This window comes from Flavonifractor sp. An112 (assembly GCF_904377885.1).
Lineage (GTDB): Bacteria > Bacillota > Clostridia > Oscillospirales > Oscillospiraceae > Flavonifractor > Flavonifractor avicola.
On the sequence record NZ_CAJFGT010000052.1, the window covers coordinates 13148 to 27025 of the forward strand.

The following is a 13878-nucleotide window of genomic DNA, read 5'->3' on the forward strand; positions in this document are numbered from 1 at the left end:
CGTTACCGGTCCGGCTCGTCTTTCAAATCCCGCTTGATGCCAGCCGTCACCTTGTAGATATCCTCCAGGGTGGACACATGGCTGATCTGCTCTTTATAGTACCCGGCGTGGGGCACGCCCTTCAGGTACCAGGCGTAGTGCTTCCGGGCCTCCAGGCAGGCAATGTGTTCCCCCTTCTGGGCCGCCGACAGTTCAAACTGCCGCACCGCCGTGTCACACCGCTGGGCCAGGGGCGGCAGGGGCGGGATCTCCTCCCCCGCCAGAGCCGCCTGGGCCCGCTGGAACAGCCAGGGATTGCCGAAGCAGCCCCGGCCGATCATGGCCATATCCGCCCCGGTGTACTTGAGGATGCGTACCGCGTCCTTGGGCTCAAACACATCGCCGTTGGCGATCACCGGAATGGAAACCGTCTCCTTCACCGCCCGGATGTAGTCCCAGTTGGCGGTGCCGGAGTACATCTGGGTCCGGGTGCGGCCGTGGACCGCCACGGCAGCCACTCCGGCCTCCTCCATAGCTTTGGCAAACTCCACGCAGTTGATGGAGCCCTTGTCCCAGCCCAGACGGAACTTCACCGTCACCGGCCTGCCGCCGGCGCCCCGGATCACCGCCTCCGCCACCTTCACAGCCAGTTCCGGGTTCTTCATCAGCCCCGAGCCGTCCCCGGAATTGGCCACTTTAGGCACCGGGCAGCCCATATTGATGTCGATGATATCGGCGCCGGAGCGCTCCGCGGCCATACCCGCTGCCTGCTCCATACAGGCCGGGTCGCTGCCGAAGATTTGCACCGCCGCCGGGTGTTCCCCCTCCCCCAGCTGAAGGAGCGGAACCGACTTTTTGTCCTGATAGCACAGGGCCTTGGCGCTCACCATCTCCGTAATGGTATAGCCCGCCCCCAGCTCCCGGCAGATGGTCCGGAAGGCCAGGTCTGTCACTCCCGCCATAGGAGCCAGCGCCAGCGCCGAATTTATCGTGATATTGCCAATTTTCACAGTGTCCCCCGATGTGTTATAAATAGTAGCGTAACAAGCGTATCATACCACAGGACAGGAAATCCGGCAAGGTTGTTTCCCCGTCGGGTATCCTCCGCTTGATTTAAGATGAAAATGAAGGAGCGTTCTAACATGGATAAGTACGTCTGCGATCTCTGCGGCTATGTCTACGATCCCGCTGAGGGTGACCCCGACAACGGCGTAGCCCCCGGCACTGCCTGGGAGCAGGTTCCCGCCGACTGGGTGTGCCCCCTGTGCGGCGCCGGCAAGGACCAGTTCTCCAAGCAGTAAGCTTTTCCCCCACCGCATTCCGCCTGTCTGACGGTTGTTCCTTCGGACAGGCGGTTTTCTTTTTTGCATCAATTCCATTCCAAAATTTCATGTGCAAAAGCGTTCCTCTTTTCTGTCAAATGATTCTCGTTTGGTTTTCCCCGGTTATTTTGTAAATTTTATTTTTTATATTCCAAAAAGTAATCGTCCACCCTGCCATTATGCTATATATTTCTTTCGTCCGTTCCCCGGCTCTGCATGATTGATGTATTCTTTTTTCATTTTCTGCTACTCCTCGCATCTGATTTCAGGCGGCTGGAATTCTGCTTCTCCCCATTGACAGAACCGATGGGGGCCTCTTATAATGGCCTCGACGAACTCAAAAATGACCCAATTTTCCTATGGAAGGGAGGCCCTATTTTGGAACATCTGTTAGCGCCGCTGGTGGGGGATGCCTCCCCCGTGACCGTGATCGGCCTGTGCAAGAACGCGGGCAAGACCACCGCCATGCGCCGCCTGATGGCCGAGTTGGGGGACGAGCGGCTGGCCCTCACCTCGGTGGGCCGGGACGGAGAACGCACCGACCTGGTCACCGGGACCGAGAAGCCCGATCTGTACCTGAAAGCCGGCGATCTGTTCGCCACTGCCCGGGGCATGATCACGCTGTGCGACGCCACCCTGGAGGTGGTGGACCTGACCGACGTGATGACCCCCCTGGGACCGGTGGCTATTTTCCGCACTCTGTCTGACGGCTATGTGCAGCTGGCCGGTCCCTCTGCCGCCGGACAGCTGCGCCCCCTCACCGCTCGCTTCATGGAATTGGGGGCCCAGCGGGTCCTCATCGACGGGGCCGCCGGACGGAAGTCTCTGGCTGGCGCCGGTGTGGAGGGCGTGGCCCTGCTGTGTACCGGTGCCTCTCTGGACCGGGATATGGACCTGGTGGTATCGGAGACCGCCCACACCTGCTGGCTCTTTGACCGGAAAGTACCGGAGCACGCCGGCCTGCGTTCCGCCCTGGAGGGCGTGGAGGACCGCTTCGCCCTGTTCGAGCTGGACTGCACCCCGCTGGAGCTGCCCCTGGACGAAGGCGGCAGCCCCAAGTGGAACAAGCTGCCCCGCCGCCCCCTGGCGGTGTGGGCGTCGGGAGGGGTTACCGACCCCCTGCTCAAAACCCTGGCCCGCCGGGGAGCCCCCACTACCCTGGTCACCCAGGACGCCACCCACCTGCTGGCAGGCCGGGCCGCTCTGGAGCTGTTCCTGCGCAACGGCGGCGAGCTGGCCGTCCGCCGGGAGCTGACCATCGCCGCGGTGGCTGCCAATCCCTGGTCGGCCTACGGCTGGCACTTTGAACCGGATAAATTCATCTCCGCCCTGCGGCAGGCCATCCACCTGCCGGTGGTCAACGTGAAGGAGGATCATGATGGAACTGACGCATGAACTGCGGGAAAACGCAGGGTTTCAGTGGGTACTGAACCGGCTGAGTCCCATGTCGCCGTTCGGCAAGGCGGCTGCCCGCTCCCTGCGGTGGTACGGCCCCGGAGAGGAGGCTGCCCTGGAGGAGGAGCTGGACAACGTGGCCCTGGCCATGGAGCTTTGGAACGCGGGTACCACCGCCCCTCAGACCGAGGGCTGCGGCTGCGGCCCGGTGCGGCTCACCGAGGCCGAGCGCAAGGACGCCGCCGCTGCCCTGCGGGGTGTCACCCGCTGCCTGCCCCTGTTTCACGACATCCGGGGCTCTTTCGACCGGGACCCCGGCGCCCCCTTCGATCTGGTGGAGCTCTTTGAGATCAAGCATTTCCTGGTCACCCTGGAGCAGCTGGTCCAGGCCTATGCCGCTCTGCCCCCCATGGCCGGGCTGTCCTTCCCCTCCCTGGCCGACGCCCTGGAGCTGATGGACCCGGAGGGCCGCCGTCTGCCCACCTTCTCCGTTGTCAATTCCTACCACAACGACCTGGCTCCCCTGCGTGCGGAGAAGGCCAAGCTGGAGAAGGCCATCCGCATGACCATGGAGGACAAACGGGGGCCGCTGATGGAAAAGCGCCGTGTCCTGGCGGTGGAGGAGGATAAGCTGGAGCTGGAGGTCCGCCGGATGCTCACCGGCAAGCTGATGGCCTACAAGCAGGCCTTCCTGGACAACATGGAGACTCTGGGCCGTCTGGATCTCATCGTGGCCAAGGCCAAGCTGGCTCTGCGGTACAACTGTGTCCGGCCCGCCCTCAGCGCCGACAAATCCATCACCCTCCGGGGGGTGCGCCATCCCCAGGTGGAGGAGGATCTGGCTGAGCGGGGCGAACAGTTTACCCTGCTGGATCTGGACCTGAAGCCGGGCTGCACCGTCATCACCGGCGCCAACATGGGCGGCAAGACCGTGTCTCTCCGCTCCACCGTGCTCTCCCTGCTTCTGTGCCAGTGCGGCTTCTTCGTCTTTGCCCAGTCCGCCACCCTTCCCCTGTTCCACCGGGTGGAGCTCATCCTGGCCGACAGCGGCCCCGGCGCCGGCGGCCTGTCCTCCTTCGGCAAGGAAGTCCATCTGCTGGACAAGCTGCTGCGGGAAACCCACGGCCAGTTCTTCTTCGTGGCTCTGGACGAATTCGCCCGGGGCACCAACCCCCAGGAGGGCGCAGCCCTGGCCCGTGCTCTGGTGCGTCACCTGAGCAGTCTGGACTGCGTGGCCCTCATGACCACCCACTACGACGGGGTGTCCGACGTGGCCGCCGCCCACTACCAGGTGGCCGGTCTGGTACGGGACATCCAGGGCGACGAGGGGGACGATCCCCGCAAGCGGATCGCCCGCCGGATGGACTATCGGCTCCTTCCCGCCCCTCCCGGAGCCCCCTGTCCCCGGGACGCGCTCCGGGTGTGCCGACTGCTCAAACTGGACGATACCCTCATGGAACTCTTCCAGGCCGACCTGTAAATTTTCCCTGCTCCGGCAGGCGGTTCACGCCGCCTGCCGGAGTTTTTGCCCTTCCAGTTCTGGTTACCATTTGGTAAGCACTATCCCGCTGTAGCGTACAAAAGTCTACAGAACAGAGAAAAATTTTGTGAGCCTAATTTTTCAAAAAATAGTTGACAAACAAAAACGGCTGGGTTATAGTGTTTTTGTCAAAAGTAAATAACACGCATGGATAGAGGCGCGGAGCGCAAGGTAGCAGAGCAATGATAAGGGCAGGCGAGCCCGATGTACTCTGTGAATGTCCGCTCCGCCGAAGGGGGACGTGAATCGTACAGCCCTCCCCCTGAGCCGTGGGCCCAGTGCTTACGGATTGTCATGAGTCACATGAAGCGCTATTTGTGTCTGAACGAGAGTCTCCCCTCCCGCGGACATGAGTAGTGTTTTTTTGTTCATGAAGCGCTATCTCGCCGGAGGAATGGATCTCCTACCGGCGAGGTAGCTTTATTTTTTCGAGGAGGCGTGTCATGGAAAAGCTTATTATCACCGCGGCCATCTGCGGCGCAGAGGTCACCAAAGAGCACAATCCCGCTGTCCCCTACACCGTGGAGGAAATGGTCCGCGAGGCCAAGAGCGCCTTTGATGCAGGCGCCGCTGTTATCCACGTCCACGTCCGCGAGGACGATGGTACCCCCACTCAGGACCGGGAGCGGTTCCGGGTGATCCTGGACGCCATCAAGGAGGCCTGCCCCGGCGTGATCCTGATCCCCTCCACCGGCGGCGCCACCGGCATGACTCCTGAGGAGCGGCTCCAGCCCACCGAGCTGTGCCCCGAGATGGCCACTCTGGACTGCGGCACCTGCAACTTCGGCGACGACATCTTCGTCAACGATATGCCCACCATGCGGGCCTTCGGCAAGCGCATGATCGAAAACAACATCAAGCCCGAGTATGAGTGCTTCGAGATCGGCCACCTGGACACCATCGTGAACATGGCCAACAAGGGTCTGGTCCCCGGCGCTCCCATGCAGTTCAACTTCGTGCTGGGCGTGTCCGGCTGCACCCCCGCTACCGTGGGCAACCTGGACTACCTGGTGAAGCAGATCCCCGCCGGTTCCACCTGGACCGTCACCGGCATCGGCCGGGGCGCCTGGCCCATGGTTGCCGCCGGCATCGTGATGGGCGGCAACGTCCGCGTGGGCTTCGAGGACAACATCTACCTGGAGAAGGGCCACAAGGCCGCCTCCAACGGCGAGCTGGTCGCCAAGGTGGTCCGCCTGGCCAAGGAGCTGGGCCGCGAGATCGCCACTCCCGATGAGGCCCGGAAGATCCTGTCCCTGGCCTGATCTCATTCCTTTGTTTTACTTATCTCCCCAACCATATATCTCCCCAACCAAACATTAAACGAAACAGGAGGAACTTTCTATGCAGAAGAAAGGCAACAAGTACGGCACTCACCGCGTCATCGAGCCCAAGGGCCTGCTGACCCAGGCTGCCAAGAAGATCGACAACACCATGGAGTGCTACTCCAATGAGATCCTGTGCGACGTTTCCGCTCTGAACATTGACTCCGCTTCCTTCACCCAGATCTATGAGGCCTGTGAGAAGGACCTGGCCAAGACCGAGCAGATGATCCTGGATATCGTCAATGAGCGCGGCAAGATGCAGAACCCCGTCACCGGTTCCGGCGGTATGTTCATCGGCACCGTCCGTGAGATCGGCGAGGACCTGCAGGGCAAGATCGACCTGAAGGTGGGCGACAAGATCGCTTCTCTGGTCTCCCTGTCCCTGACTCCCCTGAAGATCAACAAGATCAAGGCCATCCACCCCGAGATCGACCGCGTGGACGTGGATGCCCAGGCTATCCTGTTTGAGTCCGGCCTGTATGCCAAGCTGCCCGACGACATGAGCGAGGAGCTGGCTCTGGCTGCTCTGGACGTGGCCGGCGCTCCCGCCCAGACCGCTAAGCTGGTGAAGCCCGGTGACTCCGTGCTCATTCTGGGCGGCGCCGGCAAGGGCGGCATGATGTGCTGCTACGAGGCCATGAAGCGCGTTGGCCCCACCGGCAACGTGGTTGCCCTGGTCATCTGCCAGGAGGACGCCGACCTGCTGAAGAGCATGAACCTGTGCCATCACGCCATCGTTGGCTCCGCCACCAACCCCACCGAGGTTCTGGAGAAGTCCCTGGCCGTCAACAACGGCAAGGAGTACGATGTCTCCATCCTGATCGTGAACGTGCCCGCCTGCGAGATGGCCGCCATCCTGCCCGTCCATGACAACGGCGTGGTGTACTTCTTCTCCATGGCCACCGATTTCGCCAAGGCTGCTCTGGGCGCCGAGGGCTGCGGCAAGGACGTCACCATGATCGTGGGCAACGGCTACACCAAGGACCACGCCGAGATCACTCTGTCCGAGCTGCGTGAGAATCCCCAGCTGAAGGCCTACTTCGAGAAGAAGTATCTGTAAGATATTCTGAGCTGTCTGTGCAGCTCGGACGCCGGCACAGCCGGCCGCGCCTTTTGGCGCGCAGAACGCGCAGCGTTCCCGCAGGGGCAATTCAGTTGCCCCGAGGATGTCAAATCACGGGGGCCCCGCGCAATGGAACATTGCGTGGGGCACTGCGTGAGAATCCCCAGCTGAAGGCCTACTTCGAGAAGAAGTACCTGTAAGTTCCTGTTTTACCGATTTCCAGATTATTTCCCATTTACTTTGTGACTTACCTGTCCCATCGACAGATGAGCTGATTGATGTGATCGTTCTGCGGCCGATGATTCCGGCCCCGGTCCCGCTGGAGAAACTCTCCTCCCCAACCCTTTCTCCCCCCGTTCCGGTTCCCGGTCCCTGACGCCTGTGAATGGCACATCCCCACACTGATTTAGAAAGGATGACCTTGTTATGGTAGAGTCCCGCCGTAAGATCCTGTTCCCCGATGTGACTGACGAGCAGTGGAACGACTGGCATTGGCAAGTCAAGAACCGCATCGAGACTCTGGAGGACCTGAAGAAGTATGTGGATCTGACCCCCGAGGAAGAGGAAGGCGTTAAGGCCTGCCTCGGCACCCTCCGCATGGCCATCACTCCTTATTATCTGTCCCTGATTCAGCCCGGCGATCCTCACGATCCCGTCCGGCTGCAGGCCGTCCCCACCGCCAAGGAGCTGCATCAGTCCGCCGCCGACCTGCTGGACCCCCTGCACGAGGATGAGGACTCCCCCGCTCCCGGTCTGACTCACCGTTATCCCGACCGCTGCCTGCTGCTCATCACCGACCAGTGCTCCATGTACTGCCGTCACTGCACCCGCCGCCGCTTCGCCGGCCAGAACGACGCCGGCCTGCCTGTGGATCAGGTGGATCAGGCCATCGAGTACATCCGCAACACCCCCGTCATCCGGGACGTGCTGCTCTCCGGCGGCGACGCTCTGCTCTGCTCCGACGAGCGCCTGGAGTACATCATCGCCAAGCTGCGTGAGATCCCCCACGTGGAGATCGTCCGCATCGGCTCCCGTACCCCCGTGGTGCTGCCTCAGCGTATCACTCCCGAGCTGTGCAATATGCTGAAGAAGTATCATCCCATCTGGCTGAACACCCACTTCAACCATCCCAACGAGATCACCCCCGAGTCCGCCAAGGCCTGCGCCATGCTGGCTGACGCCGGTATCCCTCTGGGCAACCAGAGCGTGCTGCTGGCCGGCATCAACGACTGCGTCTACACCATGAAGAAGCTGGTCAACGAGCTGGTCAGAATCCGGGTGCGCCCCTACTACATCTATCAGTGCGACCTGTCCATGGGCCTGGAGCACTTCCGTACTCCCGTCAGCAAGGGCATCGAGATCATCGAGGGCCTGCGCGGTCATACCTCCGGCTTCTGCGTGCCCACCTTCGTGGTGGACGCCCCCGGCGGCGGCGGTAAGACTCCCGTCATGCCTCAGTACGTCATCTCCCAGACCCCCAAGAAGGTCATCCTGCGCAACTACGAGGGCGTTATCACCACTTACACCGAGCCCGACCACTACACCGATTGTCAGTGCGACTACTGCACCGGCAAGAAGAAGAAGGAGCTCATGGGTGTGGCCGGCCTGGAGCGCGGCCAGGCGCTCTCCATGGAGCCCGCCAACCTGGAGCGTCATAAGCGCTCCCACCACGAGGAGTAATCCAGATAAATACAGCGGATCGCCGCCCAACCGCGGCGATCCGCTGCCCCCCGTTTTTGAACTGACAAAGAATGGAAGTGATCGATGTTGGAATCCAAGCTGAACCTTGATTTTAAGCTGGTGGAACAGGCCCGCGCTCACGCTTCCCGCGTGGCGGACGACACCCAGCGTTTCATCGACGGCTGCACCACCGTGGCCGTGGAGCGTACCATCTGCCGCCTGCTGGGCATCGACGGTGTGGACGCCGGCGACGTGCCTCTGCCCAACGTGGTTGTGGAGCACCTGATGGACAAGGGCGCTCTGCCCCAGGGCGCCGCTTTCTGGATCGGCAACGCCATGGTGGAGACCGGTAAGGATCCCCAGGCCATCGCCGAGGACGTGGCCAACGACAAGCTGGACCTGACCGCTCTGCCCACCCACAGCGAGGCCGAGATCCACGCCGCTCTGGATCCCATTGTGGAGGCCAGCCTGGCCAAGATCCGCGCCCGCCGCAAGCGCCGCGAGGACTTCATCGCCACCCACGGCGGCGAGAAGCAGGGCCCCTGGATCTACCTGATCGTGGCCACCGGCAACATCTATGAGGACGTTGTGCAGGCCACCGCCGCCGCCCGCCAGGGCGCCGACGTTATCGCCGTGATCCGCACCACCGGCCAGTCCCTGCTGGACTATGTGCCTTACGGCGCCACCACCGAGGGCTTCGGCGGCACCTACGCCACTCAGGAGAACTTCCGCCTGATGCGTGAGGCCATGGACAAGGTGGGCGAGGAGCTGGGCCGCTACATCCGTGTGTGCAACTACTGCTCCGGCCTGTGTATGCCCGAGATCGCCGCCATGGGCGCTTTTGAGGGCCTGGACGTGATGCTGAACGACGCCCTGTACGGCATCCTGTTCCGCGACATCAATATGCAGCGCACCCTGGTGGACCAGTCCTTCTCCCGGGCCATCAACGCCTACGCCGGCGTAGTCATCAACACCGGTGAGGACAACTACCTGACCACCGCTGACGCTGTGGAAGAGGCCCACACCGTGCTGGCCTCCCAGTTCCTCAATGAGGCCTTCGCCCTGCGGGCCGGCCTGCCCGAGGAGCAGATGGGTCTGGGTCACGCCTTTGAGATCGACCCCGACGTGGAGAACGGCTTCCTGTATGAGCTGGCCCAGGCCGAGATGGCCCGGGAGATCTTCCCCAATGCGCCTTTGAAGTATATGCCTCCCACCAAGTTTATGACCGGCAACATCTTCCGTGGCCAGGTTCAGGATGCCCTGTTCAACATGGTTACCATCCTGACCAACCAGAAGATCCACCTGCTGGGTATGATGACCGAGGCCATCCACACCCCCTTCCTGTCCGATCGTTTCCTGGCCATCCAGAACGCCCAGTACATCTTCCGCACCATGCACGACCTGGGCAGCGAGATCGTCTTCAAGGAAGGCGGTATCATGCAGAACCGTGCTGCCGACGTGCTGCACAAGGCTACCGATCTGCTGGGCCAGATCGAGCAGCTGGGCATTTTCGAGACCCTGGAGCGGGGCATCTTTGCCGACATCAAGCGTCCTCGCGACGGCGGCAAGGGCCTGGACGGCGTGGTAAGCAAGGCCGCCGGGTACTTCAACCCCTTCCTTGAGCCCATGATGAAAGGGGGTGCCGGCAAATGAGTTCCGGACTGTATCAAATCCGCGATAAGGACCTGGACACCACCCTGGACCTGACCCGGCTGAAACCCTATGGCGACACCATGAACGACGGCAAGGTGCAGATGTCCTTCACCCTGCCCGTCAAGGACGACGACAAGGGCGCGGCCGCTGCCGTGCTCATCGCCCAGAAGATGGGCCTGGCCGACCCCAACGTGGCCCTCCGGCAGAAGCTGGACGAGGCTTTCACCTTCTATGTGGTGTACGGCTCTCTGACCCACACCATCAACTACAATGAGATCGTGGTCCAGACCGTGGCTGACGAGGCCATGAGCATGGACGAGACCGACGAGTTCCTGAAGGAGCGGCTGGGCCGCAAGCTGGTGGTGGTGGGCGCCTCCACCGGCACCGACGCCCACACCGTGGGCATCGACGCCATCATGAACCGCAAGGGCTTTGCCGGCCACTACGGCCTGGAGCGCTATGAGATGATCGAGGCCTACAACCTGGGTTCCCAGGTGCCCAACGAGGAGTTCCTCAAGAAGGCCGCCGAGGTCAACGCCGACGTGCTGCTGGTGTCCCAGACCGTGACCCAGAAGGACGTGCACATCCAGAACCTGACCGAACTCATCGAGCTGGCCGAGGCTGAGGGTGTCCGCGAGAAGTACATCTTCTGCTGCGGCGGCGCCCGTATCACCCACGCTCTGGCTAAGGAGCTGGGCTATGACGCCGGCTTCGGTGCCGGTACCTATGCTGACGACGTGGCCACCTTCTGCGCCAAGGAAATGGTCCGCCGCCTGGGTAAGTAACCCAAATCTCTATTGTTTCGATTTTTCCTCTTTTTCCCCTCTTTTTCTCTGTAGGACAACGGGGCCCCAGACGGGGCCCCGTTGTCCGTTTTGTGTAAAAAACGCCGGGACTGCTGCCCCGGCATTTTTTGCTACCTTATATAATAGAATTACAGCCCCAGCCAGGCCTTCAGATCCCCAAGGTCCTCCGCCACATGATCCAGCGGCAGGCCGCTGGCTTCAAAGTCCTGCCGGGTGGTGGTACCGTTGAGAACGGCGCAGAAATGGGCCCCGGCCCGGTGGGCGGTCTCCGCATCAATGAGGGTATCCCCGCAGTAGAGCACATTCTCCGGCTTCAGACCCAGCTCTGCCAGGGCTGCCAGCAGCCCCTGGGGGTCCGGCTTGGGCCGGTCCACCTTGTCGCCGCCGGTGATGGAAACCAGGCTCTGCCGTACGCCTCTGGCCTCCAGCACTGCCGTCAGTGTGTCGGTGCGCTTGGTACTTACCACACCTGCCGGGATGCCCGCTTCCTTTAGGGCGGCAAGCAGTTCCGCCGCACCGGGGAAGAGTTTGGTCACCTGCACCTGGAGTGGTCCAGCCTTCTCAGTGTACAGCTTCCGAAACAGGGCCCGCTGCTCGGGCCGCTGGTCTCCGGTGAGGGTGGTATAGCCGTCCTCCAGAGTCATACCGATGGTGCGGCGCACCGCCTCCCGCTCCGGCTCCGGCAGACCCATCTGCTCAAAGCCGTACCGGAAACCGGCCACAATGGCCTCGGTAGCATCCCCCAGCGTATAGTCAAAATCAAAAAATACCCCTTGAAAACCCATGGTTCCTCCAAAAATCATTCGTATTGCTTCCGCCCCGTGGTGCTGGGGATGTGCAGCTCATCCCGGTATTTGGCTACGGTGCGCCGGGACAGAGGGCAGCCCTGGGCGGTCATCATCTCACACAACTTCTGGTCGGACAGAGGCTTTTTCTTGTCCTCTCCGGCGATGAGCTTTTTCAGTAGGGCCTTGGCCGCATCGGGAGAGGCGGCGTCCTCACTGCTGGTCCCCAGGCTGCGGGAGAAGAAGTAGCTCAGGGGATACACCCCCATGGAGCACTGGATGTACTTGTCCTTTACCGCCCGGCTCACCGTGGACTCGTGGACCCCGATGCGCCCGGCCACATCGGCCAGAGACATGGGCACCAGATGGCCCGGTCCCTGCCGAAAGAAGGCCTCCTGCAATTCCAGGATGCACCCGGCGCAGGACATGAGGGTAGATCGGCGCTGCTCAATGGCATGGACCATCCACTTGGCCTGCTTGACCTTTCCGGTGAGGTAATCCTTCACCTGCTGGTCATCGCTCTCCTTCAGCAGACGGGTATAGTACCCGCTGATCCCCAGAGTGGGGAAATAGTAGTCGTTGGGCAGCAGCTCGAAGTGATCGGGAAAGCTGACCACGATGATATCGGGATTGATGTAGGTCAGGTTCTCTCTGGCGGCAAAGCCGGTGCCCGGCCGGGGATTCAGGGTGCGGATCAACTCGCAGGAGGCCCGTACCTCCTCGGGGGTTGCCTTCAGCTCCCGGGCAATGAGGCCGTAGCGGCTCTTGGACAGGGCGTCCAGCTGGCTCTCCACAATACGCACTGCCAGCTCGTCCACCGGCGTACGGCGCACCAGCTGGAGCCGCAGACATTCGGACAGGTCCCGGGCCCCCACGCCGGCGGGCTCCAGAGACTGGACGGCGGCCAGCGCCTGCTCCAGCACCTCCACCTGGCAGCCGTAATCGGCAGCCAGGGCATCCAGAGGCTCATCCAGCCAGCCGTTGGCGTTGAGGCTCTCCACCAGGAAGGTGCCGGCCTCCATGACCTCCGGCGGCAGATCCAGCACCTTGAGCTGGGAGAGTACATAGTAATACAGGTTGTCCTCCCGGTCCTCCATGGTGCCGTAATTGCCCAGCCGGTCGTCCTCTTCCTCAGTGTCCTGCTGGTGATAGTAACGGTTCTGAGGGTCGGTGGATTCCAGCCACTCCAGCTTGCGGCGGAGCTGATCGCTCTCATCCGCCTTGTCGTACCGCTCCTCCGGCTCCAGCACCGGATTCTCCTGCACGGCCTCCTCAATGTATTCCAGCAGCTCCTGAGACCCCATCTGAAGGATCTCCATGGACTGCATCATCTGGGGAGAGAGGGTCTGTGTCTGCTTTTGTGTCAGGTTCAATTCCAAGGTAACTTCCTCCCTTCGCCCATTTTCGCGGTTTCTCGGAAGAAAGTATATCATGGAACCCCCTCACATTTCAACATCTCGCCCGGTAGAAAATACTTCACTCCCGAGGCGCCAGCAGCTGCTCGGCTCCATAGCGCAGGCAGCGGCGCAGCCGGGACTCTCCCCGCTTGATGTTGCGGGACACGGTGGATTTATCCACGCCGGTCAGCTCGGCGATCTGCCGCATATTGAGCCCTTTTTCATAATAGAGCAGCATACACTCCCGCTGCCGGGGGGTTACATCCTCCTGGAGGGCCCGCACCACATTGCGGCGCAGCCGCCCCATCTGCTCGGAGTTATCCTCCGCCATGACCTGAGCATAGACTGCCATATCGGCGGCAAACTCTTTCCCTCTCCTATATCGTGTACCGGACATTGCAGTGATACCCCCTGTCGTAATAGCGCTCACACAGGACCGCCAGGTCCCGGGCCTCTCGCCACATGGCCTCCAGATGGCGAATGCGCTGTTCCAGCAGCCGGCGTCCGTGCTCGTCCACCGCGGCCGTCCTTCGGCTCTCCAGCAGCCGCACCCGCTGCCGCAGGGTCTCCGCACCTGCCCGATATTGAATCGATAACTCCTGTAATGTCATGCCTAGTCCCCTTCTCTCTGTCGATAAGCTCCGCCCGGCAGAGCGGGCAAAGCTCCCGCTCCTGGCCATACAGCTCCGCACCGCAAAGGCGGCACCACTCTGCCGGCGGTACCCGCTGCACATCCCGCAGCGGGTCTGTCCACACCCGTGGCCGGATACCCATTCCTCCTCCAAAAATTTTTTAAAAAATTTTGTTCTTTCTCTTGACAAATCCTCCTCTCCCTGATAAAATAACATTCGCTGTGGACGAGCTGGTCTGCTGGTGTAGCTCAGTTGGTAGAGCAGTTGATTTGTAATCAACCGGTCGGGGGTTCGAGTCCGTCCA

The 13878-nt window shown here is 61.8% G+C and carries 13 protein-coding genes and 1 riboswitch; of the genes, 8 read left to right on the top strand and 5 right to left on the bottom strand.

Annotated elements, in window-relative coordinates:
- Positions 1 to 2: 2 nt before the first annotated feature.
- The gene (gene dusB, locus IHN22_RS08870; RefSeq protein ID WP_087329977.1) at positions 3 to 989 is read right to left on the bottom strand and encodes a tRNA dihydrouridine synthase DusB; all 987 of its coding nucleotides are present in this window, start codon (positions 987 to 989) and stop codon (positions 3 to 5) included.
- A gap of 132 nt (positions 990 to 1121) precedes the next feature.
- Between dusB and rd the strand changes: the two genes are divergently transcribed.
- The 8 genes from rd to IHN22_RS08910 all read left to right on the top strand — a co-directional run bounded on the left by rd (position 1122) and on the right by IHN22_RS08910 (position 10739).
- Positions 1122 to 1280: a rubredoxin gene (gene rd / locus IHN22_RS08875; protein ID WP_087269882.1), complete on the top strand. Its 159-nt coding sequence runs from the start codon at positions 1122 to 1124 to the stop codon at positions 1278 to 1280.
- A gap of 399 nt (positions 1281 to 1679) precedes the next feature.
- Complete coding sequence (locus IHN22_RS08880) at positions 1680 to 2696, top strand: hypothetical protein (RefSeq protein ID WP_191434841.1); 1017 nt, start codon at positions 1680 to 1682, stop codon at positions 2694 to 2696.
- Complete coding sequence (locus tag IHN22_RS08885) at positions 2680 to 4176, top strand: MutS-related protein (RefSeq protein WP_087269886.1); 1497 nt, start codon at positions 2680 to 2682, stop codon at positions 4174 to 4176. The genes IHN22_RS08880 and IHN22_RS08885 overlap by 17 nt, the downstream gene beginning before the upstream one ends.
- Positions 4177 to 4380: 204 nt before the next feature.
- Positions 4381 to 4558: riboswitch (Lysine riboswitch) on the top strand.
- A gap of 121 nt (positions 4559 to 4679) precedes the next feature.
- Positions 4680 to 5498, top strand: a complete 819-nt coding sequence (locus IHN22_RS08890; protein WP_087188347.1) for a 3-keto-5-aminohexanoate cleavage protein — start codon at positions 4680 to 4682, stop codon at positions 5496 to 5498.
- Positions 5499 to 5577: 79 nt separating this feature from the next.
- Positions 5578 to 6618 carry an L-erythro-3,5-diaminohexanoate dehydrogenase gene (locus IHN22_RS08895; protein WP_087188348.1) on the top strand — a complete coding sequence of 347 codons (1041 nt, stop codon included), beginning with the start codon at positions 5578 to 5580 and terminating at the stop codon, positions 6616 to 6618.
- Between the two features lie 429 nt (positions 6619 to 7047).
- On the top strand, positions 7048 to 8301 hold the full coding sequence (gene ablA / locus IHN22_RS08900; RefSeq protein ID WP_087188349.1) for a lysine 2,3-aminomutase: 1254 nt from the start codon (positions 7048 to 7050) through the stop codon (positions 8299 to 8301).
- 84 nt (positions 8302 to 8385) lie between these two features.
- Positions 8386 to 9954: a lysine 5,6-aminomutase subunit alpha gene (locus IHN22_RS08905; protein ID WP_191434843.1), complete on the top strand. Its 1569-nt coding sequence runs from the start codon at positions 8386 to 8388 to the stop codon at positions 9952 to 9954.
- Complete coding sequence (locus tag IHN22_RS08910; RefSeq protein ID WP_191434845.1) at positions 9951 to 10739, top strand: OAM dimerization domain-containing protein; 789 nt, start codon at positions 9951 to 9953, stop codon at positions 10737 to 10739. Before IHN22_RS08905 ends, IHN22_RS08910 begins: the two co-directional genes overlap by 4 nt.
- Before the next feature lie 149 nt (positions 10740 to 10888).
- Here the strand turns inward: IHN22_RS08910 and IHN22_RS08915 are convergent, their stop codons facing one another.
- From IHN22_RS08915 to IHN22_RS08930, 4 genes are all read right to left on the bottom strand, one after another.
- The gene (locus IHN22_RS08915; RefSeq protein WP_191434847.1) at positions 10889 to 11545 is read right to left on the bottom strand and encodes an HAD family hydrolase; all 657 of its coding nucleotides are present in this window, start codon (positions 11543 to 11545) and stop codon (positions 10889 to 10891) included.
- 14 nt (positions 11546 to 11559) lie between these two features.
- The gene (gene rpoN, locus IHN22_RS08920; protein ID WP_087390878.1) at positions 11560 to 12924 is read right to left on the bottom strand and encodes an RNA polymerase factor sigma-54; all 1365 of its coding nucleotides are present in this window, start codon (positions 12922 to 12924) and stop codon (positions 11560 to 11562) included.
- Between the two features lie 97 nt (positions 12925 to 13021).
- Positions 13022 to 13294, bottom strand: coding sequence for a sigma-70 family RNA polymerase sigma factor (locus IHN22_RS08925; protein ID WP_191434849.1), 273 nt, complete (start codon positions 13292 to 13294; stop codon positions 13022 to 13024).
- Between the two features lie 25 nt (positions 13295 to 13319).
- The gene (locus IHN22_RS08930; protein WP_087188354.1) at positions 13320 to 13553 is read right to left on the bottom strand and encodes a hypothetical protein; all 234 of its coding nucleotides are present in this window, start codon (positions 13551 to 13553) and stop codon (positions 13320 to 13322) included.
- Positions 13554 to 13878: the final 325 nt, after the last annotated feature.